A 23,092-nucleotide genomic window follows, 5' to 3' on the forward strand; every position below is an offset into this window, starting at 1 on the left:
GGTCGATGTATAGCGAAAGACACCTCGGTCAGCTCCCTCTCCCTCCGGGCGGTCCGACGTTTCGGGAGGGCTGGGGTGAGGGAGGGCTTTTGATCCTGCCCTCAATCCGGCTGAAACGGCGACTCACTCAGAATCACCCCGGTCTCCTCCACATACCGCTGCCAATGCTCGATCAGCGCTTCAAGCTTCTGCGGCTGACTGGCCGCCAGGTCATGAATCTCCCCCGGATCACTCCCAAGATCGTAAAGCTGCCAGGTCGCCGGCCCGACCGGCCCGGGGATCCACACCGCCTTCCACTGCCCCTGCCGAATCGCCCGGCGCCCGAACAATTCCCAACCGGTGACGGTGTGTTCGTCATGCACCTGCGCTGTCTCGCCGGACAAAAAACCCAGCCACGATTTCCCGCGCAACGGCGCCACCGGTTTGCCGTGCCATTGCTTGCCCGGATGGCGCACGCCGGCCAGATCGAGGATGGTCGGCGTGATGTCCATCACCGTGCCGAAACCGTGGCTGATCTGCCCCTTCAGCGGCAGTTGCGGATAGTGCAGCAGCGCCGGAACGCGAATCCCGCCCTCGGTGGTGAACGCCTTGAACAGGCGCGACGGCGCGGTCGCCACCTGCGCCCAGTTCGGCCCGTACCAGACATAGGAATTGGCGCGGCCGATGTTGTCGAGGCTGTTGTCGTAATGCTGGTTCAGATACGTCATCAGCTCCGGACCGAATTTCGGAAAGGCTTCCAGCAGCGCACCTTCGGCACCGTTGTCGGACATGAACAGGATGAAGGTGTTGTCGAGCTGGCCCTGCTGACGCAGGTAGTCGACGACGCGGCCGATGTTCCAGTCCATGCGCTCGACCATCGCGGCGTAGACTTCCATCGCCCGGGCGGAAATGCATTTTTGTTCATCGCTCAGCGCGTCCCATTGCGCGGTCAGCTGGATCAGCGGGTGCGGTTCGACATCCGGTTCGATCAGTCCCAGCGACTTGAGCTTTTCCAGACGATCGAGGCGCAAGACTTCGGGGCCCGCGTCGTAGCGGCCACGGTATTTTTCGACGATGTCGGCGGGCGCCTGCAACGGCCAGTGCGGCGCGGAAAACGGCAGGTAGGCGAAGAACGGTCGGCTCTGATCGCGCTCCTTGAGGTACTGCAACAGCTTGTCGCCGAAGGCGTCGGAGGAATAGAAATCCTTGGGCAATTCGTCGATGAACGTGTCGTCCTCGATGTACAGCGCCGGGGTGGATTTCAGCAGGCCGGGCGTGTGTTCATCGTAGGTCGGTTCGAAGCCGTAGTGGTTGGCCGCGCCGGGCAGCAGCGAGAATGAACGCTCGAAACCACGGGCGTGGGGCGCCAGTTCGGCGGTCAGGCCCAGGTGCCATTTGCCGCTCATCAAGGTCTGGTAACCCGCTTCGCGCAGCAACTCCGGCAGCGCGACGACCCGATCGTTGAGGTAACCCTCGTAACCCGGTTTGCCGATCAGCTCCGGGGTCAGTGCTTCGGCCATGGTGCCGATACCGGCGATGTGGTGGTCGGTGCCGGTGAGCAGCATCGAGCGGGTCGGCGAGCAGGTCGGTGCAGCGTGAAAATCGGTCAGGCGCAGGCCATTGTTGGCCAGGGCATCGAGGTTTGGCGTGGCGATTTCGCCACCGAACGCGCCGATGTCGGAGAAACCGAGGTCATCGGCCAGAATCACCAGAAAGTTGGGACGTTGCGGCATCGACAGGCTCCTGTTCAGCAGGCAATGAACGACAGCGGCAGATCGCGGATCTGCACCGGTGCGCTCGGTTGGTAATGGTCGTCACTGGTCAGCTCGTGCAGCAGTTCTTCGCGCAGCTGATGAAAGTCGAAACTGCTGCGTTGGCGCGGATGGGGCAGGGCGATGTCCACCACCCGCTTGATCCGGCCGGGGCGCGGTTCCATCACCACCACGCGGTCGGCGAGGAAAATCGCTTCCTCGACATCGTGGGTGACCAGAATCGTGGTGATCTTTGCCCGCTCGCGAATCGCCAGCAGCTCGTCCTGCATCTGCTGGCGGGTGAGCGCATCGAGGGCGCCGAAGGGTTCGTCGAGCAGCAGGATCCGTGGGCTTGCCACCAACCCGCGAGCAATCGCCACGCGTTGGGCCATGCCGCCGGAGAGCTGATGCGGGTAGGCGCGGGTGAAGTCGCGCAGGCCCACCAGCTCGATGAAATCGTTGATGCGTTGCTGCTTTTCGGAGGCAGCCAGCGGCTCGTTGACCAGGCCCAGGCCGATGTTGTCGGCCACCGTCAGCCACGGGAACAAACGGTGTTCCTGAAACACGATGCCGCGCTCGCCGCCGATACCGCTGACGGCTTTGCCGTCGACGCTGATCTGCCCGCGAAACTGCGTGTCGAGGCCCACCAGCAAGCGCAGCAAAGTGGATTTGCCACAGCCGCTGGAACCGACGATGGCGACGAATTCGCCTTCGGCAATGTCCAGATTGAATTCGCGAATCGCCTCCAGTTCGAAACCGTCGACGTCGAAGGACTTGCCTACGTGGGTGAAGCTGACAATCGGTGCGTTCATGCGTGTCTCCAGCGGGTGGCGCGGATTTCCAGGCGTTGGCCAATGAGGTTGAGCAGGGCGCCGGTGAGGCCGACCAGCAGCATCCCGGCCATGATCAGGTCCATGCGCAGCAGTTGTTGGGCGCCGATCATCTGGCTGCCGATGCCGCCGTTGGACGGCATGAAATATTCGGCGCCGATGGTGCCGAGCCAGGCGTAGATCAGGCTCAGGCGCAGGCCGGCGAAAATCCCCGGTGCGGCGCCCGGCAGGACCAGTCGGCGCAGGCGTTGGGCGAGGCTCAGGCGCAGCACCTGCGCGGCTTCGTTGAGTTGCGGCGAGAGGTTGGCGACGCTGCGTTGGGTCGCGACAAACAACGGAAAGAACGCGGCGAGGGCGACGAACACCCATTTCGCCAGTTCGCCCAGACCGAACCACGCGGTGAGCAGCGGCACCCAGGCGAAAATCGCGATCTGGCGCAGGGCGGCGAGGGTCGGGCCGAGCACGCGTTCGCTGGTGCGTGACAGACCCAGCAGCAAACCCAGCCCGAGGCCGAGACCGCCGCCAATCAACAGGCCGCCAAGTGTGCGGCCCAGGCTCAGGGCCATGCCGGAGATCAACGTGCCGTCGAGCAATCCGTTTTGGGTTGCCTCAAGCACCACCCATGGGCTGACCAGAATGTTGGCATCGATCCATTGCTGGTCGACCGCCAGTTGCCACAACGCAAACAGCGCCAGTGGCAGCAGCCATGGCTGCACGCGCTGCCAGCCTTCGTAGCGTGGGCCGCGACGAATTTCCGCCGTGGCCGGGTGCGGCCAGTGCACCAGTTTTTTGTCCAGCAGACCGATGCCGCGATCCATCGCCACGCCGATCAGACCGATTACGACGATGCACACGAATACGATGTCGAGCATGAACAGCTGACGCGCCCACACCATCAGGTAACCGATGCCTTCGCTGGAGGCCAGCAGCTCGACCGCAAGCAACGAGGTCCAGCCAGCGGCCAGCGCCAGACGCACGCCGGCCATGAATGCGGGGAGGGCGGCGGGCAGCACCAGGCGGCGAATCAGCAGGCGTGGCGGCAAACGTAAAACAGCGGCGGCTTCACGCAGTTTCGGTTGTGCGTCACGCACGCCGACCAGCGTGTGCAGGGTTACCGGCACCACGATGGCTTTGACCAGCACCACCAGTTTCAGCGTTTCGCCGATGCCGAAAAACACCATGAACAACGGAATCCACGCTAGCGTCGGCACCTGGGCCAGGCCGGCGAACGTCGGGAAGATCAGGCGCTCGAGGCGGCGGCTGAAGCCCAGCGCCGCACCGAGCACTGCGCCGGCGCTAACACCCGCCAGCAGTCCCCAGAACAACCGTTGCAGGCTGATCCACAAATGACTCCACAACTCGCCCTGGGACAGCTCGATCGCGCTGCTCCACACCAGTGAAGGCGCGGGCAGGATCTGTTCGCTCATCCATTGATTGCGCGCCGCCAGCCACCACAGGGCGAACAGGGAGAGGGGCAGCAGCCACGGCAGCACACGCTGGCCAAGGCTTGGCCATGAGCGCAGTGCTTTCAGCGGTGGTGCGGGCAGCGGCAGGCTGAGCAGGGATTGTCGGGCCATGGTGACCTCCGTTGTCGGGTTGCAGGCAGGCCTGCCTTCATGGAAGTGCGGTATGCAAATTTGATATATAAAAATTCAATTCAATGCTATTGGGAGATAAGCCAGACCATTTAAGGCCTCCAGCCCATGCGCATCCAATGCATTCGGAGAATATTTTCGATGCTCTGCATGCATATCGATCTACAGGCCCTGTGCACTCTGGCTTAGCGTTTAAAGCTATAAAAATGTGCTTTTTAAGTATTTAAACGTTGATGCGGAATATGCCTACTTTCGGCTCCTCAATGCCCGCCGTGATCAGGAGCCGCACCCATGAACCTTCCTTTCAAACGTGTCATCAGTCTGTTTGCCGCGCCGGCGCTGGCGGGGCTGCTGGCGTTCTCTGCCCAGGCCGACGAGCTCAAGGAAATCAGGATTGCCGTGCCTGATCTGAGCGCGGGTACCCAGCACAGCGGCGGGGGCATCGTGGACGTGCTGCGCGATCAGCAGATCTTCGAAAAGGCCTTCGCCGATCAAGGCATCAAGATTCAGTGGAGCTTCTTCAAGGGCGCTGGACCGGTGATCAACGAAGCGTTCGCCAACGGCCAAGTGGACCTGGCCTATCTCGGAGATCTGGCGGCCATCATCGGCAAGTCCAACGGTCTGGATACGCGCCTGCTCAGCGCCAGCGCCCGGGGCGTGAAGCAATACCTCGGCGTGGTGCCGGGTTCGGGGATCAAGACGCTGCAGGATCTCAAAGGCAAGCGCGTAGCGATCTTCCGCGGCACCGCGACCCAGTTGTCGTTCGATGCGGCGCTGGCCAGCGTGGGTTTGAGCGAGAAGGACGTGAAAGTGATCAACCTCGATTTCAACGCAGCGGTAGCGGCGCTGGCGGCGAAGCAGATCGATGCGTCGTGGGGCAGTTCCGGGCTGACCGCGTTGCAGGCCAAAGGACTGGCTGAGCTGCCATTGAATACCAAGGATCTCGGTGGCGCCGGCAGTGTGCAGTCGGTGCTGGTGGGCACCGGCAAGTTTGTCGACGGGCATCCGGAAGCCGTGGCGAAGCTGCTCAAGGCGCAGCAACAGGCAGTGGAGTGGTTGACGCAGGACAGCAACAAGGACGCCTATGTGCAGCTTGTGTCGGGGCTGGCGAGCTATCCGCCGGTGATCCTGACCCAGGATCTGAAGGATCAGAACCTGAGCGAAGTGTTCCCGTCGACACTGGACCCGCTGTTCCTTCAGAACCTGCAGGGCAAGGTGGACCTGGCGGCGCAGCAGAAGCTGATTCGCAAGCCGTTCAAGGTGAACGAGTGGGTGGCGCCAGAGCTGGCGGCTGCGAAGCTTTGAATTTTTAGCGCCAGAACAGACCTCATCGCCAGCAGGCTGGCTCCCACAATTGGATGCATTTCATGTGGGAGCCAGCCTGCTGGCGATGACGACCTCAAACCGCGACGCTGATTTCCTGTTTATCCACTGCCACCAACGTCTCAATCATCGCCCGCGCTGCCGGCGACAGCCGGAATCCCGTGCGGCTCACAATCCCGCACCGCGCATTCATGCTCTCCAGGTTCTGCGGCAGATTGCGCCAGTGCAGCAGCGCCAGCGAGCCCTGGGCAATATCCTCGACGAACGCCTCTTCAGTACCGACGCCGATCGCGTTGGATTGCAGCACCACTTTCACCAGCGCCGGAAAGTGCTCGGTCTCGATGGTCGGCGAAAAGTCGATCCGTCCGCTGAGATTCGCCAGCAATTTGCGAATGCCTGGCGGGATCAGCGTGGTCGCCAGCGGATAGTCGAACATGTCGTTGGTCGACAGGCTTTCCTTGGCGAGCAGCGGATGCCCCGGCCGGCAGAAAAACACCCCGCGCTTGGGTGTCAGCGGCTGGGTCTGGAAGTTCGGGTCGGATTCGAAATGGCGAATGTCGGCGATAAAGAATTCGATCTCCTCGCGGCTCAGGGCGCGGCTGAGTTTTTCCCAGTTATCCACCTGAAAACAGGTGCGCACTTTCGGGTGCGCATTGATGAATTGCGCCACCGCGTCCGGCACCAGTTTCACTGCCGGCGCCGGGCCGCAACCGAAGTGCAGTTCGCCGGCGTCGAGCTTGGTCATCTGCGTCACCTCGGCGCTGAGCAATGCCGCGCCTTGCACCAGGGTCAGGGCGTGTTGCAGCACCACCTGGCCTTCGGGCGTGGGGCGCAGATCCTTGTTGCCGCGATCCACCAGCACGCAGCCGAACTCCTGCTCCAGCCCTTGAATGCTGCGGCTGAACGCCGGTTGAGTGATGCCCATGGCGTCGGCCGCGCGGACAAAACTGCGGTGTTCGTTGAGGGCGATGAAGTAGCGCAACTGGCGAAGATCCATATGCTTTTCCGGCATCCTAAAAATAGCTCGAAGGCATTTGCGACGAGGTTGCTTGAGGTTTTAAATGCAAGCTCTTATTCCGTCAACGAAGCATGTGAATATCTATTAGATGTAAATGAAATATAGATAGAGCGTTGTTTCGCTGCCGTCCAACCGCAAGCAGTCGATGAGGGTCTACCCATGAGCAATGCCGCACTCGCTGTAAAACCCGCTGTCCACGCGTTGGACATTCATCCGGTGGCCGGTCGTATCGGCGCCGAAATCCGTGGCGTGCAGCTGTCCGGTGAGCTGGATGCCGCGACGGTTGAAGCCATTCAACAGGCGCTGATCCAGTACAAGGTCGTGTTCTTTCGCGAGCAGACCCAGCTCGACGATCAACGTCAGGAAGCCTTTGCGCATCTGCTCGGCGAGCCCGTAGCGCATCCGACCGTGCCGTCCCGCGAGGGCACCCGTTATCTGCTGGAACTGGACGGCGCGGAAGGGCAGCGCGCCAACTCCTGGCACACCGACGTAACCTTCGTCGATGCCTACCCGAAAGCCTCGATCCTGCGCTCGGTGGTGGCCCCGGCGTTCGGCGGCGACACGCTGTGGGCGAACACCGCGACGGCGTACAACGAACTGCCGACCGAGTTGCGCGAGCTGGCGGACAAACTGGTGGCTGTGCACAGCAACGAATACGACTACGCCGCCGTGAAGCCGGACGTGTCGGCGGAGAAGCTCGAGCGCTATCGCAAGATCTTCACCTCGACCGTTTACGAGACCGAGCACCCGGTGGTCCGTGTGCACCCGATCAGCGGGGAAAAGAGCTTGCTGCTGGGGCATTTCGTCAAGCGCATCAAGGGTTATTCCCAGGCCGATTCGGCGCACCTGTTCGGCTTGCTGCAGAGCCATGTGATCCGCCAGGAGAACGTCGTGCGCTGGCGCTGGAAGGCCGGTGATGTGGCGATCTGGGATAACCGTTCGACGCAGCATTATGCGATTGATGATTACGGCACTCAGGATCGTGTGGTGCGTCGGGTGACGCTCAAAGGGGAAGTGCCGGTCGGGGCGAATGGGCAGCGTAGCCAGACCATCAAAGGGCGCGATTAAGATCAAAAGCAACCCTCACCCCCCGCCCTCTCCCGGAGGGAGAGGGAGCCGATTGGGGGCTTTTTGAGCCTGAGTTCAACCCTGATATTTCAGGTCGGCGTCCTTCTAAAAAACAGCTCGGTCAGTCCCCTCTCCCTCCGGGAGAGGGTTAGGGTGAGGGGGCTCTTGCTCTTGCCTTCGCTTGATCTCTACCAAACGCCAATCTGAACGAGCTTCTCGGTCTCGGGTTCGCCATAACGAAACCGCTGCCCACGCAAATCAATCTCCTGATGACTGATGGTCGTGCGGCGTTTCAACCCGCGCACCCATTCGAACAGATACCCCGCATGCTCCTCGCGCACCGCCGCATACGCCGGGTCCGCGCCCAGATCCTGCAGCTCCTGCGGGTCATTCAACAGATCGAAAAGCTGCGGCCGGAAGCCGTCGTACGCCAGGTATTTCCAGCGTTCGCTGCGCACCATGGTCATGCGGCAACGGTCGATCGGCTGGCCCAGTCGCTCACGTGCCGGGGCCTGAAAGGCGTAGTCGTATTCGCTGATCGCATAGCGGCGCCAGTCCGGGTTCTCACCGTGCAGCAGCGGAATCAGCGAGCGACCTTCCAGGCGATGCTCCGCCCCCGTCACGCCCAGCGCGTCGAGAAAGGTCGGCACGCCGTCGATGGTTTCCGCCAGGCGTTCATCCACCGTGCCCCGTGTGACATCCGCCGCCGCACGTGGGTCGCGCACGATCAATGGCACGCCCACCGCTTGTTCCAGCAAAAACTCCTTCTCACCCAGCCAGTGATCGCCCAGAAAGTCGCCGTGATCGCTGGTGAACACGATCAGCGTGTCCTCCCAGCGGCCGTTGCTTTGCAGGAAATCGAACAGCCGCCCCAGCTGATCATCGACCTGTTTGACCAGGCCCATGTACGTCGGGATCACGTTCAGTCGTACCGGATCTTTGGAGAAATTCAGGCTTTCCTCATGCTGGCGAAAGGCCTGATAGACCGGGTGGTCGCTTGGAGAGGCATTACGTACCGGTTTGAGAATCGATTTCGTACTGTACAAGGTGTGGTACGGAGCCGGTACGATATAGGGCCAGTGGGGTTTGATGTAGGACAGGTGTAAAAACCACGGTTTTTCACCTTGCTCACCGATGAAGTCGATGGCTCGATTTGTAGTGTAGACAGTCTCTGAATGTTGCTCGGGAATTCGCGCCGGCAAATGGGCATTGCGCATTTTCCAGCCGCTGAGGATTTCTCCGTTGTCGCCTTCGGCCGCGTTGGCCCAGTCATGCCAGGGGTTACGCCCTTCGAAACCCTGCTCGCGCAGGTAGTGGGTGTATGGCGCGGATTCGCGTTTGTCATCGAACAGCGGGTCGTCGGGGAAGATGCCGTCGTGACGAAAGTACGGCTCGAAGCCGACTTCGTTCAGCACTTCGGCCTGGGCGCTTTCCGGGTTGATCGACAACCGCTGCAAGGCATCCACGTTGGCTGTGGCGTGGGTCTTGCCGACCAGCGCGGTACGAATGCCGTGGGGTCTCAGGTAATCGCCGATGGTCAGTTCTTCAAGCGGCAGCGGCACGGCGTTCCACGCCACTTGATGACTGCTGACATAGCGCCCGGTGTAGGCCGACATCCGCGACGGCCCACAAATCGTGCCTTGGGTGTAGGCACGGCTAAAGCGCACGCCGGCCGCAGCCAGGCGATCAATGTTTGGCGTGTGCAGGTGCGGGTGGCCGTAGCAGGACAGGTAATCGCGGCGCAGTTGATCGCACATGATGTACAGCACGTTGCGCACGGGGTTTTGCGGGTTGGACATGGGGTTCACCAGTCAGGAAGACAGGCGAGGTTTTTCGCTTTCGGCGAGGGTGTTCGGCAAGTGCATTCGGGGAATGGGTTTCATGCAGGAAATGCATCGGCGCCTGCACAGGCCTCTTCGCGAGCAAGCCCGCTCCCACAGGAGTACGCGTTTCAAATGTGGGAGCGGGCTTGCTCGCGAAGGCGGAGTGTCAGACGGCAAAATTCTCCAGTGAGCACACTTCTTCATCCACCGCATCAATCGCCTTGATCTGCTCGATCATCGCCTCGGCCAACGGTGATAACCGATACCCGGCGCGGCTGACGATTCCATAACGGGTGTAAAGCTCCTCCAGATCATCCGCCAACCCTTCGACCTTCAAACACACCAACTCACCCCGGGCCTGATGCAGCGCATCCGAATAGGCGCCAACGATGCCGATCGCATCGGAGCGCAGCACCACGCCGAGCAGGCTGGCGCTGTTCTCGCACTCCACATTCGGGACGAAATCCGGGCGGCCACTAAGGTCGACGATGACCTTGCGCAGATTCGGCGGGCGAATGCTGACGGCCAGTGGATAACTCATCAATTGCTCGGCCGTGACCCGATCCGATGCGGCCAGCGGATGCCCGGCGCGGCAGCAGAAATGCCATTTGCGTGGCCGCAAGCGGTGGGTCAGATAATCCGGGTCCGCCTCGAAGTGCCGAGTGTCGGCGACGAAGAATTCGAACTCCTCGCTAAGCAGTCGCTTGCTCAGGCTCTGCCAGTCATCGACCTGGTAATGCACCCGCGCTTTCGGGTAGCGGCCGATGAAGCTACCGATGGCGCGCGGGATCAATCCTGCCGCCGGCGCCGGGCCGCAACCGAAGCGTAACTCTCCTGCCTCCAGCCCGTTGAACTGGCTGATCTCGTTAGCCATCTGCTGCGCGCCGCTGACCAGTCGCCGCGCATGTTCAAGCAGCACCTGGCCCTGTTTGGTCGGCGGTAATTCCTTGCGTCCGCGATCCACCAACTGGCAACCGACGCTGTGCTCCAGCGCCTGAATGCTGCGGCTGAACGCCGACTGCGACAGGTTCACCGCCTGCGCGCCGGCGACGAAGCTGCGTTGTTCGGCAAGGGCAATGAAGTGTCTGAGTTGGCGCAAGTCGATATGCATTTTTCACATAAAAAATATCCGGGAAATGCATTGGATATGCATTAGGTCGACTCCTTATAAAGGCAATCTCTTATGCAGTAAATCTTTGTAAAAACATAAATAAATAACTTAAAAGAATATGCGGCACGGAAGATGTCTGCGTGTTTTTTGACCAGGAGCAGTCCCATGAGTCCGTTGAACCTCGCTTCACCGCCGCCGCCACGACGGCTCAAACGTCTGCCTCTGGCCCTGTTGCTAGCGGGGAGTGCCAGCTGGACCCACGGCTACGCTGCGGAAACGGAAACCCCTGTGCCGGCACCGGCAGGCAAGACCGCGACCGCCACTTCGCAACTGGAAACCGTGACCGTCACCACCCGCCGTCGCGAAGAAAGTTCTCAGGACGTGCCGACGCCCATGAGCGTGGTCAGCGGCCAGACTCTGGAGACGCAGCGGGTCTACCGGATTCAGGATCTGCAGCAACTGGTGCCCAGCGTCAACGTCGCCTACATGCATGCGCGCCAGTCCAGCGTGTCGATCCGGGGCCTGGGCAACAACCCGGCCAGCGATGGTCTGGAAGGCAGCGTCGGTCTGTACATCGACAACGTTTATCTGGGTCGCCCGGGGATGGCGGTGTTCGACCTGATGGACATCGAGCAGTTGGAAGTCCTGCGCGGGCCGCAGGGTACGTTGTTCGGCAAGAACACCACCGCCGGGGTGATCAACATCAGTACCCGCGCGCCGAGTTTTACCCCGGAGCGCAGCATCGAGACGTCGGTCGGCGAGGACGGTTATTTCCAGACCAAGGGCACGCTTTCCGGGCCGCTCAACGATCAGTTGGCCGGACGCATCTCTGCCTATCGCACCCGCAGCGATGGTGACATCAAGAACGAATTCAACGGCCATGACCTGAACGGCGGTTCCCGCGACGGCTTCCGGGCGCAACTGCTGTTCAAACCCAACGAGAATTTCAACCTGCGCTGGATCGGTGATTACAACGAAGAGGATTCCAGCGCCGGCACCCGCGTGCTGTACAACACCGGGCCGACCATCAATGGCGTCAATCTCTACTCGGCCCGCGCCGCCGCTGCCGGCGCGACGCTGGTCAACGGCTCGCACCGCAAGGTCAATCTGGACAACGACCAGCACGTCACCGTCCATCAGGGCGGCACATCGGTGGAGGCCAACTGGACCTTGCCGAGCGACTTCACCCTGACCTCGGTCAGCTCCTACCGTTTCTGGAATTTCACCCCGCGCAACGACGATGGCCTCAATGTGCCGGCGACCTACAACGCCGGGGTGTCGGTTGAGGACAAACAGTATTCCCAGGAATTTCGTCTCGCATCGCCCAAGGGCGAGTTCTTCGATTACGTCCTCGGCGCCTACTATTTCGGTTCGGACCTGGACAACAAATCCTTCGCCTATTACGGCCCGCAGGCAGACATCTGGAACGGCACGCCACGGGGCGCGCTGGCCAACGTCAACAGCGTCGGCCGTGGCCATATCAAGACCGACAGTTTTGCGCTGTTCGCCCAAGGCACCTGGCACCTGACACCGCGTCTGGATTTCACCGCCGGGGTGCGTGGCACTTATGAAGAGAAGAACGCCTGGGTCAATCGTGATGCGCCGGTGGGTGGCGCCGCTGTCACGGGTGCCGCCGCCACCGCGCGACGCGGCCGCACCGGCGCCTACGATTCCGGCGACCTGAATCAGTACAGCTCCAGCCCGTCCGGATTGCTCAACCTCAGCTATCGCTTCACCGATGACCTGCTCGGCTACGCCACGTTGTCTCACGGCGAAAAATCCGGTGGGGTCAACCTTGTGGTCGGCTCGGCCCCGACCGCTGGCGCCGACTCGCTGCTGATCGGCACCGAGCGCGCCAACAACGCCGAACTCGGCTTCAAGAGCACGCTGTGGGATCGCCGTTTGCAGCTCAACGCCAACGTGTTCTGGACTCAGGTCAACGCTTACCAGACCAACGCCTACGACGACGTCAACCGGGTGCAATACCTGACCAACGCCGGCTCGGTGCGCTCGCGCGGGGTGGAATTCGAAAGCACCCTGATCCCGCTGCGCGGCCTGACGCTGAACTTCAACGGCTCGTACAACGACGTCAGCTATCTCTCCTACAAGGACGCGCCGTGCCCGCCGGAAGTCAGCCAGGCACCGGGTGCTCCGGCCTCTTGCGACCTCAGCGGCCATCAGGTGGTCGGCGCCTCGAAATGGATCGGCAATGCCAACGGCAAGTACGAATGGAATCTGGATAACGGTCTGCAACCTTACGTCACCGGCAGCTACGCATTCCGCTCCAAAGCGGTGGGCACGGTCGAAGATTCCGATTACGGCCAGATCCCGAGTTACGCGGTGGTCAATCTCTCCACCGGCCTGCGCGGCGATTTCAATCAGGGTCAGTGGGACGTCTCGCTGTGGCTGAAAAACGCCTTCGACAAAACCTACTACACGACCCTGTGGACCGGCGGCAACGGCGGCTATGAAGGCTTGCTGGGTACGCCGCGCACTCTCGGCGTCACCGGTCGCTACGACTTCTGATTGATCCTTCAAGGAGCTGCATCATGTTGCGCATCAAAACCGCTTTACCGGTGTTGTTGTCCGGCGCAGTGCTCAGTGCCGGGGCGCTCGCCGCCCCCAGCGTCTACCCCACCGGCGTCACCCGTTACGATCCGGCCAAGGCCTTCAATCAATATGTGATCTTCAGCGGTGCCGACAAGCAGACGCACCTGATCGACATGAACGGCAACGAGGTGAAGAACTGGCCGCAGTCGGGTTTCCCGTCGGCGATCATCGACCCGCAACTGGTCGGGGGCGAGCGCGGCCATGTGTTGCTGCAACTGAGCGAAAAGGATCCGGGCAAGCTCGGCTCCGCCGGTAACGGCCTCGGCAATCAGAGCGTCGGCGAGCTGGACTGGAATGGCAAAGTCGTCTGGCAATGGGGCGACAAGGCCCCCGGTGGCGCTGCGCAACAGCATCACGATCAGCGTCGCCTGAGCAACGGCAACACCGTGGTGCTGGCGAACAAGGTGCACAAGGTCAAAGGCTTCAAGGTGCCCGAGGTGATCGACGATGCGATCTATGAAGTCAGCCCCGCCGGCGAGGTGAAATGGCAGTGGCTGGCGTCGGATCATTTGAATGAATTCGGCTTCACCGCCGAGCAGTTGAAGCTGGTTCGCGCCAGTGAAAATCCGGATTACCTGCACATCAACAACCTCAGCCTGGTCGGGCCGAACAAGTGGTTTGATGCGGGCGACAAGCGCTTCAACCCGGACAACCTGCTGATCGATTCGCGCAACGCCAACTTCATCGCGATCATCGACAAACACAGCGGCAAGGTGGTCTGGCGTCTGGGGCCGAATCTGCCGCTGGCCAATCCGAAAACCGCGCAGAAAATCCCGCGCCCGGTGGACCAGTTCGTCGGCCAGCATGACGCGCACATCATCCCGGCCGGACTGCCCGGCGCGGGCAATTTGCTGGTGTTCGACAACCAGGGTTCGGCGGGGTACCCGAACGTCACGCTGGGGCTGATTTCCGGTTCGCGGGTGCTGGAGATCGACCCGGTGAAAAATGAAATCGTCTGGCAGTACAGCGCGGCGAATTCAAAGCAGCCGGGGTGGGCGTTCTACAGCTCGTTCATCAGCAGCGCGCGGCGCTTGCCCAACGGCAACACGCTGATCGACGAAGGCATGAACGGGCGATTTTTCCAGGTGACGGCCAGTGGTGAAAATGTCTGGGAATACGTCAGCCCTTATCTGGGCAAGGCACCGGGCAGCGACGCGATCAGCAACTGGGTCTATCGAGCCCTTCCTGTGAGTTATGACTGGGTGCCGGCAGGTACGCCGCGCTCGGAGACGGCAGTGATTGCGCCGGCCATCGGCGTGCAACAGACCAATGCCAGTCGTTAGTTATCAGGATTGTTCACCGCCGAGCCAAGACCGTTGAGCTTGTGAAGCAATAAGAAAGTCAGTCATCGAAGGCCGATGCATTAAACATGCATCGGCCTTTTTGTTTGCTTTTTTTCAAGATCCGATGCCTTGGATGAATACTTTTTATGCCGCGAAAGCATGTCGATTTCGGTGAATCGCTGGAAGCCTTGCGGGCCGTGGCTTTGGCGGAAATGACTGTTTCATATATTCCATAAACGTCTATTCATAACATGAAAGATTACTTTCGGAGATAAGCCGCTGGCCCAATGATTGACCCATCGATCACGCCGTGGGGGATTCAACAAGCGGCGAATCGGCTAAGCGAAAAAAACGCAAAGAGACCGCAGGGAGTAAATCAATGGGCAATGTCCAGACCGCCGCCAGCGCACAGGAGGTGCTGTGGCGCCAGGCGCCGAGCGGCGAGTTGGTCGATCTCGGCCGGCCCCATCGCGTGCCGTTGGGGCAGCTGCGTTTGCAGCGCGCCCCCAAGGGCATTCTGAGCCGCCGCGAAACGATTCTGCTCGGCGTTCTGGCGCTGGTGGTGCACGGCGCGGTGATCTACTGGATCAACCAGCATCCGACGCCGGCGCTGCCGATCGTGCCGCCGGAAATTCCGCCGATGACCATCGAGTTTTCGCGCCCGGCGCCACCGGCACCACCTGTAGTTGTGCCGCCGCCACCGGCACCTGTGGTTGAGCCTCCGCCCCCGGTGGAGGACGAATTGGCAACCAAGCCGCCACCGAAGCCGAAGCCGATCCCCAAACCGAAACCGGTGGCCAAACCCGTACCGAAACCGGCGCCGAAAGCGGTCGAGCAACCACCGGCTCCGCCACAACCGGCCGCCCCGGTCGCCGCGCCCGCGCCACCTGCACCACCAGCGCCTGCTCCGGTGACGCCGGCCTCGGCCAACGCGGCGTACCTGAAGAACCCGGCGCCGGAGTATCCGTCGCTGGCCCAGCGTCGCGGTTGGGAAGGCACGGTGTTGCTCCGGGTGCACGTGTTGGCCAGCGGCAAACCGGGCGAGATCCAGATTCAGAAAAGCAGTGGCCGGCAACAACTCGACGACGCGGCGCTGGACGCCGTGAAGCGCTGGAGCTTCGTGCCGGCCAAGCAGGGTGATATCGCCCAGGACGGCTGGGTCAGCGTACCCATCGATTTCAAGATTCATTAAACCGAAACCAATTTCGCGATAAACGTTTACACGAGGGAACACATCATGACGTTACTGGCATCTCCACTGGAATCCATCGAAAGCGCGGTGATCTGGCTGCTGGTGGTCTTCTCTGTCGCTACCTGGGGCCTGGCATTGCTCAAGGCTGTGCAGTTCGGCCGGTTGAAGGCGCAGGACCGCAAATTTCACAAGCGCTTCTGGGCGGCGTCGAGTCTGGACTCCGCCGCCGAGTTGAGCGAAACCCAGCCCGGCGCGGCAGCGCGGGTGGCACAGGCCGGTTATGCGGCGATACAAGTGGGCGAGGCGCCGCAGGCCAATGACCTGAGCCAGGCGATCAACCATCAGGATCGCCTCGAACGTGCCTTGCGTCAGCAGATCGTTCGCGAGCGGCGTTCGCTGGAAACCGGTCTGGCGGTGGTCGCGAGTATTGGCAGCACCTCGCCGTTCATTGGTCTGTTCGGCACGGTGTGGGGAATCATGGAAGCGCTCAAAGGCATCAGCGCGGCAGGCTCGGCGAGCCTGGAAACGGTCGCCGGTCCCATCGGTGCAGCGCTGGTCGCCACTGGTGTGGGGATCGCGGTCGCGGTGCCGGCGGTGCTGGTTTACAACTACTTTTTGCGTCGTCTGAAACTGACGGCGGCGGACCTGGACGACTTTGCCCACGACTTCTACAGCCTGGCGCAAAAAAGCTCGTTCCGCGTGCTGATCCACCCGACCGCGCACAAGGCTGCGGCCCAGGGCAACGCAACAAAAGTGAAGGAGGCGTCCTGATATGGCCTTCTCCACGCAAGACAGCGACGAGGTGCTGAGCGAGATCAACGTGACGCCGCTGGTGGACGTGATGCTGGTGCTGCTGGTGGTGTTCATCGTCACCGCGCCGCTTTTGACCAACGCGATACCGATCAACCTGCCGAAGACCGAAGCGGTGGCGCCGGTCGAGCAGAAAGACCCGTTGGTGGTGAGCATCGACGGTGCGGGAAAACTGTTTATCAACAAGGACGAAATCCAGCCGGATCTGCTGGAGTTCAACCTCAAGTCGGCCAAGGCCAAGGACCCGGAAGTGCGCGTGCAATTGCAGGCCGACGACGGGGTGAATTACGGCGAAGTGGCGCGAGCCATGGCTTCGATTGAGCGGGCGGGCATCACCAAGCTGTCGGTGATCACTGCACGATAAGGGTTTCACGTTTTTCCGGGGCCGTCTCCTTGGCAGGGTGCGGCCCCTTTTTTGTCTCCCGCTTAATATGCTTTTCAGGTCTTAATAAATAGCTTCTTATTCCTTAACGAATATAAATCCCGTCCCTATACTCGTTCAGGAACAGACACGACGCAGGAGAGCTCCCCCATGCGCAACGAATCAATCCGTTATCTGATTGTGCCGGGCTGGCAAGGATCGCCAGAAGATCATTGGCAAACCCATTGGCAAAACAGCCTGCCCAACAGCGCGCGGGTGGAGCAGGCCGACTGGCTGACACCGCGTCGTGAAGACTGGGTCGCTGCGCTGGCCGAGGCGATTGCCGCTGACAGCTCGCCGGTGATTCTCATCGCGCACAGCCTGGGTTGCATCACCGTGGCGCACTGGGCGGCCACCGCGCCGCTGCATCACTTGCGTCAGGTGCGCGGGGCGCTGCTGGTTGCGCCGGCGGATGTCGAGCGTCCGGCCTGCGTGCCGGCGCTGCGCAATTTCGCGCCGATCCCGACCGATCTGCTGCCCTTCCCGAGCCAAGTCGTCAGCTCCGACAACGACGCCGCCGTCAGTGCGCCGCGTGCGCTGGAACTGGCGCGCAACTGGGGCGCCGAGGCGGGGATTCTCGCCGGCGCCGGCCATATCAACGTGAAGTCCGGGCATCAACGCTGGGAGCAGGGATTCGCTTATCTGTATCGCCTGCAAAACCGCATGGAACACCACGCCCGGCGCCGTGCCTGACCACTTTTGTTTTTTCAACGCCCCCGTCTCCCGGCGATTTGGGGCGGGAGTCTGCCATGAGTTTTGAAACCTTCGGCCAGCCGTTGCTGACCTTTCCCGATGCGGAAAAAAGTCCCCTGAGCATTCGCGCCAAGGCGCTGGTGTTCGTCGATCCACGCTCGCGCCAGTTGCGCGAGGAAATGGCCCAACTCGCACCGCGCTCGATCTCGGTGTTGATTCGCGGCGAGACCGGCACCGGCAAGGAATTGCTCGCCCGCCACATTCACCGCGCCAGTGATCGCAGCGGGCTGTTTGTCTCGGTCAATTGCGGGGCGATCAGCCCGACCTACGCCGATGCGGAGTTGTTCGGCTACGCCGCCGGCAGCTACAGCGGCTCGGCCAGCAGTCGCGCCGGCTGGTTCGGCTCGGCTAACGGCGGCACCTTGTACCTGGACGAGATCGGCGACCTGCCGCTGCCGATCCAGATCAAATTGCTTTCCGCCCTGGAAAACCACGAAGTCACCCGCGTCGGTGCGCATCAACCAAGCCCGGTGGACGTGCGCCTGGTGGCGGCGACCAGTATCGATCTGGCCCAAGCGGTGGCGGCGGGGAAATTCCACGAGCGGCTTTATCACTATCTCAGCGAAGGGCATCTGGAACTGCCGGCTCTGCGTGCGCGGGTCGGCGACATTCTGTCGTTGGCCGAGTACTTCCTCGGCATCTACAGCCAGCGCCTGGATCTTCCGGTGCCGCTGATCAGCGAAGCGGCGCAACAGGTGCTGGAGCAACACAGCTGGCCGGGCAATACCCGGGAGCTGGAAAACGTCATTCATTTTGCGCTGCTGGTGAGCACCGGCGACGAAATCCTGCCGGAGCACCTGAACCTGCCCGAGGTGTCTGGGCCGCTGGTTCAGATCGAACGTCAGGTAGCGAGCGTGAGCCTCAACGGCACTGCCGACGAACGTAAGGCATTGAAAGAATTGCTGTTGAGCCTGAGCGAGGCGTTGTAACCATTTTGATCAACATGAACAAAATGGAATATGAAGCTGAATAAACGTTATTGTCCGGGAATAAAAAATCCCGGTATTGTCCGCTTCACGCCAGCAGTAGCACATCGCTGGCACACGTATTAATGCCGTCGTCGATGACGACCGATTTTCGATAAGGACACTGCATGAAAAAGGTTCTGTTGTTTACCGCATTGGCGGCTGCTCTGACTGCTTCCCTGGCCCAGGCCGGCGAGAAACTGGTGGTTGCCGCGACGCCGGTGCCGCACGCCGAAATCCTCGAGCTGATCAAGCCGACCCTCGCCAAAGAAGGCGTGGATCTGGAAATCAAGGTCTTCACCGACTACGTACAGCCGAACGTACAGGTGGGCGAGAAGCGTCTGGACGCCAACTACTTCCAGACCAAGCCTTACCTGGACAGCTTCAACGCCGGCAAATACAAGGATGACAAGGCCAAGTACCTGGTGACCGTGCAAGGCGTGCACGTTGAACCGTTCGGTGGCTACTCGAGCAAGTACAAGACCCTGGCTGAACTGCCGGACGGCGCCACCATCGCCATTCCGAACGAAGGCAGCAACAGCGGTCGCGCTCTGATCCTGCTGCAGAAGGCTGGCCTGATCGAACTGAAAGATCCGAAGAACGCCCTGGCCACGCCGAAAGACATCGCCAAGAACCCACACAACTTCAAGTTCAAGGAACTGGAGTCGGCCCTGCTGCCGCGTGTTCTGAAAGAAGTCGACCTGGACATGATCAACACCAACTACGCGCTGGAAGCCAAGCTGAACCCGACCAAGGACGCCCTGGTGATCGAAGGCGCGGATTCGCCTTACGTGAACTTCCTGGTTGCCCGTGAAGACAACAAGAACAGCGACGCCATCAAGAAACTGGCCGCTGCCCTGACCAGCCCTGAAGTCAAAGCGTTCATCGAGAAGAAGTACAACGGCGCGGTACTGCCGGCGTTCTGATCCGACGCAGCAGCAACCCCCTTCAAGGTTGAAAAAAAACGCCGATGACCAGCGATGGTCATCGGCGTTTTTGTGTGTGCTTCAAAAGCCCCCTCACCCTAACCCTCTCCCGGGGGGAGAGGGGACTGACCGTGGGATGCTTGGGAATTACGCCGACCTGAAAGTGTTGTACCGAATCCATAATCGACGCGAACTTTCAGGTCGATGTATAACGCGAGACACCTCGGTCGGCTCCCTCTCCCTCCGGGAGAGGGCTGGGGTGAGGGGGCTCTTGATCTCAGGCCATTCCGGTTTTCAGCGCCCTGCGCAAAGCCACCAGCCATTTCACGAAATCCTGCGGGTCCGGTCGCTGCGGCACTTTTACGTCCATGTTCTCTTCCTTGTTATGAGTTCGGCCGGGGAGTCTGGCCAAAAGCTGTTCGTCCTTGGAGGGCTTTCATGAAAAAAAGATCCGTCCTACAGCGAGAGGAAAAATAGCCTTCTTATTCTGTCGGAGCAAACCCGCAGGATAGTTTTTTGCGTGATATCAATATGCTTTAACGGTATTTAAATTCTTTTTCTTATACCTTTAAAGTCGGTGCCTGCCGGACAGTTACCCGCTGTCCATGGACTGCACCACCGTCGCTTACCGAGCGGCGTCAGGATGTTTCATGACCTTCGATTACGCATTTATCCTCAGCACCCTGCCGGCGTTTCTCAAAGCCGTGGGTGTGACGCTGCAGGTCGGTTTGATCGCCATTTGCACCTCGCTGCTGGTGGCGTTGCTCAATGCGACGATTCTGGTGTTCCGCACGCCTTACCTGCAAAAACTGGTCGGGCTGTATGTGGAGCTGGCGCGCAACACGCCGCTGCTGATCCAGCTGTTCTTCGTCTACTTCGCGTTGCCGGCCCTGGGAATCAAGGTTTCGGGATTCACCGCCGCGATCATCACCATGACGTTTCTCGGCGGCGCCTACCTCACCGAAGTGCTGCGCGCCGGTGTCGATGCGGTGCCCCAGGCGCAGCTTGAGTCGGGTCGCTCCATCGGTTTGTCCCACGGCCAGTTGCTGCGCTACGTGATCCTGCCGCAGGCGGGAATCCTCAGCTTGCCGTCGCTGTTCGCCAATTTCATTTTCCTGCTCAAGGAGACCACCGTGGTCTCGGCCGTGGCGGTGCCGGAAATTCTCTACACCACCAAGAGCTACATCGCGCTCTATTACAAAACCTACGAAATGCTCGCCGTGCTGACGCTGATCTGCGTGCTGCTGTTCCTGCCGCTGTCGCTGCTGTTGAGCCGTCTGGAAAGGAGGCTCCAGCATGGCCAGTTCGGGTCTTGAACTGCTCTGGGTGTCGTTGCCGCAACTGGCCAAAGGCGCCGGGCAAACCCTGTCGATCTCGTTCCTCAGCATCGCCATCAGCACCGTCGGCGGCGTGCTTTACGGTGTGCTGCGCACGCTCAACGTGACGTGGCTGAACGCGCTGCTGCGAATCTATCTGGAACTGTTCCGGGCGATCCCGGTGCTGGTCTGGTTGTACCTGCTGTTTTTCGGCTTGCCGATTTTCTTCGGCCTGAGCCTGCCGAGTTTCTGGTGCGCGGTGCTGGTGCTGTCGCTGTGGGGCGCCAGCGAGGTCGGCGAAGTGGCGCGCGGTGCGCTGCATTCGTTGCCGCGCGGGCAGCGTGAGGCGGGGCTGTCGATCGGACTGAACGCGGCGCAGCTCTACGGCTACGTGCTGCTGCCCCAGGCGCTGAAACGCATGACGCCGCCGACCATCAACGTCTACACGCGGATCATCAAGACCAGTTCGCTGGCGGTGCTGATTGGCGTGGTGGATGTGATCAAGGTCGGTCAGCAGATCATCGAGCGCACCTACGAATCGGTGCTGATCTACGGCGCGCTGTTCCTGTTTTTCTTTTTCATCTGCTACCCGCTGTCAGCCGCCTCGCGCGTGCTGGAGCGGCGCTGGACGCAAGCATGAGCGCATTGATCGAGTTTCAGGGGTTCAACAAATTCTTCGGCGAACAGCAGGTGCTCAAGGGCATCGACCTGCAAGTGAAGTCCGGCGAAGTCATCGTCATCCTCGGCCCCAGCGGCTGCGGCAAAAGCACCCTGCTGCGTTGCCTCAACGGTCTGGAAACCGCCCACAGCGGTCACCTGAAGTTCGCCGGCCGTGAATTGCTGGACAAGGCCACCGACTGGCGCGAAGTGCGTCAGCAGATCGGCATGGTGTTCCAGAGTTATCACCTGTTTCCGCACATGAGCGTGCTCGACAATTTGCTGCTCGGCCCGCTCAAGGTGCAGAAGCGCGAACGCCGCGAAGCACAGCAACAGGCCGAAGCATTGCTCGAACGCGTGGGCCTGTCGGACAAGCGCGATGCGTTCCCGCGCCAGCTCTCCGGTGGTCAGCAGCAACGTATCGCCATCGTCCGCTCGTTGTGCATGAACCCGCGGGTCATGCTCTTCGACGAAGTCACCGCCGCCCTTGATCCGGAGATGGTCAAGGAAGTGCTGGAAGTGATTCAGGGCCTGGCCCGCGAAGGCATGACCCTGTTGATCGTCACCCACGAAATGGCCTTCGCCCGCGCGGTGGCCGATCGCATCGTGTTCATGGATGGCGGGCGCATCCTTGAGCAGAACCCGCCCGAGCTTTTCTTTACGAACCCGCAAACCGCACGCGCGCAGCAGTTCCTGGAGAAGTTCTCCTACGTCGAAGCGCTGACTTCAACGACTTCGCCCACAACGTCTCAAACCAAGGAACTGGAACTGCCATGAAAACTGCCAAAGCCCTATTTGCATTACCGCTGATCAGCCTCGCGCTGCTGGCCGGCTGCAACAAGACCGAAGAACCGGCCAAGCCGAAAGTCGCCAGCGAAAGCACCGCGCCGGCCGGTTACCTGGACAAGATCAAGGCCCGCGACAAACTGATCGTCGGCGTGTTCACCGACAAGCCGCCGTTCGGTTTCGTCAACGAAGCGGGGCGTTACGTCGGCTTCGATACCGACATTGGCCGTCAATTCGCCAAGGATCTGCTGGGCGATGAAAACAAGGTCGAGTTCGTGGCCGTGGAGCCGGCGAGCCGCATTCCGTTCCTGCAAAGCGACAAGGTCGACCTGATCCTCGCCAACATGACCGTGACCCCGGAGCGCAAGGAAGCGGTGGAATTCACCAACCCGAACCTCAAGGTCGCGGTGCAGGCGCTGGTGCCGCAGGGCAGCGAAGTGAAGAAGCTGGATGATCTGGCGACCCGCACCACCATCGTCACCACCGGCACTACCGCCGATATCTGGCTGACCAAAAACCACCCGGACTGGAAACTGCTGAAGTTCGAGAAAAACTCCGAGTCCCTGCAAGCCCTGGCCAACGGCCGTGGCGATGCCTACGCGCAGGACAATCTGGTGCTGTTCAGCTGGGCCAAGCAGAACCCGGGCTACCGCGTGCTGGACGAAAAACTTGGCGCCGAAGCGCCGATTGCGCCGGCGGTGAAGAAGGGCAACATCGAATTGCGCGATTGGGTGAATACTGAACTGGCCAAGCTTGGTGAGGAGAAATATCTGCTCAAGCTGTATGACCAATATGTGCGTAAAGAGCTGAGTGATGACACCAAGCCTGAGAGCGTGATTGTTGAGGGTGGGAAGTGGCAGGGCTGATTGCCTGAC

General features: G+C 61.0%; 20 protein-coding genes. 14 read left to right on the forward strand and 6 right to left on the reverse strand.

Features of this window, described 5'->3' with window-relative positions; translation table 11 throughout:
• Positions 1–101 precede the first annotated feature (101 nt).
• Genes CAF76_RS17525 through CAF76_RS17535 form a run of 3 tightly spaced genes read right to left on the reverse strand, consistent with a single transcriptional unit; the run spans position 102 to position 4,137 of the window.
• A complete protein-coding gene (locus tag CAF76_RS17525) occupies positions 102–1,712 on the reverse strand; it encodes an arylsulfatase (RefSeq protein WP_085647918.1) in 1,611 nt (536 codons plus the stop codon).
• 14 nt (positions 1,713–1,726) lie between these two features.
• Complete coding sequence (locus CAF76_RS17530; protein WP_085647919.1) at positions 1,727–2,542, reverse strand: ABC transporter ATP-binding protein; 816 nt, start codon at positions 2,540–2,542, stop codon at positions 1,727–1,729.
• A complete protein-coding gene (locus CAF76_RS17535) occupies positions 2,539–4,137 on the reverse strand; it encodes an ABC transporter permease (RefSeq protein ID WP_085647920.1) in 1,599 nt (532 codons plus the stop codon). Before CAF76_RS17535 ends, CAF76_RS17530 begins: the two co-directional genes overlap by 4 nt.
• A 309-nt stretch (positions 4,138–4,446) precedes the next feature.
• On the opposite strand from CAF76_RS17535, the gene CAF76_RS17540 reads away from it, so the two are divergent.
• On the forward strand, positions 4,447–5,460 hold the full coding sequence (locus tag CAF76_RS17540) for an ABC transporter substrate-binding protein (protein WP_085647921.1): 1,014 nt from the start codon (positions 4,447–4,449) through the stop codon (positions 5,458–5,460).
• A 94-nt stretch (positions 5,461–5,554) separates the two neighbouring features.
• Here the strand turns inward: CAF76_RS17540 and CAF76_RS17545 are convergent, their stop codons facing one another.
• Positions 5,555–6,475, reverse strand: a complete 921-nt coding sequence (locus CAF76_RS17545) for a LysR family transcriptional regulator (protein ID WP_039764497.1) — start codon at positions 6,473–6,475, stop codon at positions 5,555–5,557.
• A 180-nt stretch (positions 6,476–6,655) separates the two neighbouring features.
• On the opposite strand from CAF76_RS17545, the gene CAF76_RS17550 reads away from it, so the two are divergent.
• Positions 6,656–7,564 carry a TauD/TfdA family dioxygenase gene (locus CAF76_RS17550; RefSeq protein WP_085647922.1) on the forward strand — a complete coding sequence of 303 codons (909 nt, stop codon included), beginning with the start codon at positions 6,656–6,658 and terminating at the stop codon, positions 7,562–7,564.
• 188 nt (positions 7,565–7,752) lie between these two features.
• On the opposite strand, the gene CAF76_RS17555 is transcribed toward CAF76_RS17550, so the two are convergent.
• Positions 7,753–9,363: an alkaline phosphatase family protein gene (locus CAF76_RS17555; RefSeq protein WP_085647923.1), complete on the reverse strand. Its 1,611-nt coding sequence runs from the start codon at positions 9,361–9,363 to the stop codon at positions 7,753–7,755.
• A 190-nt stretch (positions 9,364–9,553) separates the two neighbouring features.
• Positions 9,554–10,498 (reverse strand): LysR family transcriptional regulator, encoded by a 945-nt coding sequence (locus CAF76_RS17560; RefSeq protein ID WP_085647924.1) that lies wholly within the window; start codon positions 10,496–10,498, stop codon positions 9,554–9,556.
• Positions 10,499–10,663: 165 nt separating this feature from the next.
• Here CAF76_RS17560 and CAF76_RS17565 point away from each other — a divergent pair, with 165 nt between their 5' ends.
• From CAF76_RS17565 to CAF76_RS17620, 12 genes are all read left to right on the forward strand, one after another.
• On the forward strand, positions 10,664–13,024 hold the full coding sequence (locus tag CAF76_RS17565) for a TonB-dependent receptor (RefSeq protein WP_085647925.1): 2,361 nt from the start codon (positions 10,664–10,666) through the stop codon (positions 13,022–13,024).
• 23 nt (positions 13,025–13,047) lie between these two features.
• Entirely contained in the window at positions 13,048–14,391 is a 1,344-nt protein-coding gene (locus tag CAF76_RS17570; protein WP_085647926.1) for an aryl-sulfate sulfotransferase, read from the forward strand.
• A gap of 379 nt (positions 14,392–14,770) precedes the next feature.
• Complete coding sequence (locus CAF76_RS17575; RefSeq protein ID WP_085647927.1) at positions 14,771–15,583, forward strand: energy transducer TonB; 813 nt, start codon at positions 14,771–14,773, stop codon at positions 15,581–15,583.
• A gap of 45 nt (positions 15,584–15,628) precedes the next feature.
• Positions 15,629–16,354 carry a MotA/TolQ/ExbB proton channel family protein gene (locus tag CAF76_RS17580; RefSeq protein WP_011331927.1) on the forward strand — a complete coding sequence of 242 codons (726 nt, stop codon included), beginning with the start codon at positions 15,629–15,631 and terminating at the stop codon, positions 16,352–16,354.
• 1 nt (position 16,355) lies between these two features.
• Positions 16,356–16,757, forward strand: a complete 402-nt coding sequence (locus CAF76_RS17585) for a biopolymer transporter ExbD (protein ID WP_003220570.1) — start codon at positions 16,356–16,358, stop codon at positions 16,755–16,757.
• A 168-nt stretch (positions 16,758–16,925) separates the two neighbouring features.
• The gene (locus CAF76_RS17590) at positions 16,926–17,507 is read left to right on the forward strand and encodes an alpha/beta hydrolase (protein ID WP_007952774.1); all 582 of its coding nucleotides are present in this window, start codon (positions 16,926–16,928) and stop codon (positions 17,505–17,507) included.
• A gap of 56 nt (positions 17,508–17,563) precedes the next feature.
• Positions 17,564–18,496, forward strand: a complete 933-nt coding sequence (locus CAF76_RS17595; protein WP_064592681.1) for a sigma 54-interacting transcriptional regulator — start codon at positions 17,564–17,566, stop codon at positions 18,494–18,496.
• 164 nt (positions 18,497–18,660) lie between these two features.
• Complete coding sequence (locus CAF76_RS17600; RefSeq protein ID WP_011331930.1) at positions 18,661–19,458, forward strand: MetQ/NlpA family ABC transporter substrate-binding protein; 798 nt, start codon at positions 18,661–18,663, stop codon at positions 19,456–19,458.
• A gap of 650 nt (positions 19,459–20,108) precedes the next feature.
• Complete coding sequence (locus CAF76_RS17605; RefSeq protein ID WP_085647928.1) at positions 20,109–20,774, forward strand: amino acid ABC transporter permease; 666 nt, start codon at positions 20,109–20,111, stop codon at positions 20,772–20,774.
• On the forward strand, positions 20,755–21,414 hold the full coding sequence (locus CAF76_RS17610; RefSeq protein WP_007952770.1) for an amino acid ABC transporter permease: 660 nt from the start codon (positions 20,755–20,757) through the stop codon (positions 21,412–21,414). Before CAF76_RS17605 ends, CAF76_RS17610 begins: the two co-directional genes overlap by 20 nt.
• Positions 21,411–22,208: an amino acid ABC transporter ATP-binding protein gene (locus CAF76_RS17615; RefSeq protein ID WP_085647929.1), complete on the forward strand. Its 798-nt coding sequence runs from the start codon at positions 21,411–21,413 to the stop codon at positions 22,206–22,208. Before CAF76_RS17610 ends, CAF76_RS17615 begins: the two co-directional genes overlap by 4 nt.
• Positions 22,205–23,083 (forward strand): transporter substrate-binding domain-containing protein, encoded by an 879-nt coding sequence (locus CAF76_RS17620; protein ID WP_007952765.1) that lies wholly within the window; start codon positions 22,205–22,207, stop codon positions 23,081–23,083. The genes CAF76_RS17615 and CAF76_RS17620 overlap by 4 nt, the downstream gene beginning before the upstream one ends.
• The last annotated feature ends 9 nt before the right edge of the window (positions 23,084–23,092 follow it).

It is taken from the genome of Pseudomonas sp. B40(2017), from assembly GCF_002112855.1.
GTDB lineage: Bacteria > Pseudomonadota > Gammaproteobacteria > Pseudomonadales > Pseudomonadaceae > Aquipseudomonas > Aquipseudomonas pharyngis.

Bases quoted from the DNA above. Each gene is read 5' to 3' on its own strand.
- CAF76_RS17525 (WP_085647918.1), bottom strand. From the start codon at position 1,712: ATGCCGCAACGTCCCAACTTTCTGGTGATTCTGGCCGATGACCTCGGT.
- CAF76_RS17530 (WP_085647919.1), bottom strand. From the start codon at position 2,542: ATGAACGCACCGATTGTCAGCTTCACCCACGTAGGCAAGTCCTTCGAC.
- CAF76_RS17535 (WP_085647920.1), bottom strand. From the start codon at position 4,137: ATGGCCCGACAATCCCTGCTCAGCCTGCCGCTGCCCGCACCACCGCTG.
- CAF76_RS17540 (WP_085647921.1), top strand. From the start codon at position 4,447: ATGAACCTTCCTTTCAAACGTGTCATCAGTCTGTTTGCCGCGCCGGCG.
- CAF76_RS17545 (WP_039764497.1), bottom strand. From the start codon at position 6,475: ATGGATCTTCGCCAGTTGCGCTACTTCATCGCCCTCAACGAACACCGC.
- CAF76_RS17550 (WP_085647922.1), top strand. From the start codon at position 6,656: ATGAGCAATGCCGCACTCGCTGTAAAACCCGCTGTCCACGCGTTGGAC.
- CAF76_RS17555 (WP_085647923.1), bottom strand. From the start codon at position 9,363: ATGTCCAACCCGCAAAACCCCGTGCGCAACGTGCTGTACATCATGTGC.
- CAF76_RS17560 (WP_085647924.1), bottom strand. From the start codon at position 10,498: ATGCATATCGACTTGCGCCAACTCAGACACTTCATTGCCCTTGCCGAA.
- CAF76_RS17565 (WP_085647925.1), top strand. From the start codon at position 10,664: ATGAGTCCGTTGAACCTCGCTTCACCGCCGCCGCCACGACGGCTCAAA.
- CAF76_RS17570 (WP_085647926.1), top strand. From the start codon at position 13,048: ATGTTGCGCATCAAAACCGCTTTACCGGTGTTGTTGTCCGGCGCAGTG.
- CAF76_RS17575 (WP_085647927.1), top strand. From the start codon at position 14,771: ATGGGCAATGTCCAGACCGCCGCCAGCGCACAGGAGGTGCTGTGGCGC.
- CAF76_RS17580 (WP_011331927.1), top strand. From the start codon at position 15,629: ATGACGTTACTGGCATCTCCACTGGAATCCATCGAAAGCGCGGTGATC.
- CAF76_RS17585 (WP_003220570.1), top strand. From the start codon at position 16,356: ATGGCCTTCTCCACGCAAGACAGCGACGAGGTGCTGAGCGAGATCAAC.
- CAF76_RS17590 (WP_007952774.1), top strand. From the start codon at position 16,926: ATGCGCAACGAATCAATCCGTTATCTGATTGTGCCGGGCTGGCAAGGA.
- CAF76_RS17595 (WP_064592681.1), top strand. From the start codon at position 17,564: ATGAGTTTTGAAACCTTCGGCCAGCCGTTGCTGACCTTTCCCGATGCG.
- CAF76_RS17600 (WP_011331930.1), top strand. From the start codon at position 18,661: ATGAAAAAGGTTCTGTTGTTTACCGCATTGGCGGCTGCTCTGACTGCT.
- CAF76_RS17605 (WP_085647928.1), top strand. From the start codon at position 20,109: ATGACCTTCGATTACGCATTTATCCTCAGCACCCTGCCGGCGTTTCTC.
- CAF76_RS17610 (WP_007952770.1), top strand. From the start codon at position 20,755: ATGGCCAGTTCGGGTCTTGAACTGCTCTGGGTGTCGTTGCCGCAACTG.
- CAF76_RS17615 (WP_085647929.1), top strand. From the start codon at position 21,411: ATGAGCGCATTGATCGAGTTTCAGGGGTTCAACAAATTCTTCGGCGAA.
- CAF76_RS17620 (WP_007952765.1), top strand. From the start codon at position 22,205: ATGAAAACTGCCAAAGCCCTATTTGCATTACCGCTGATCAGCCTCGCG.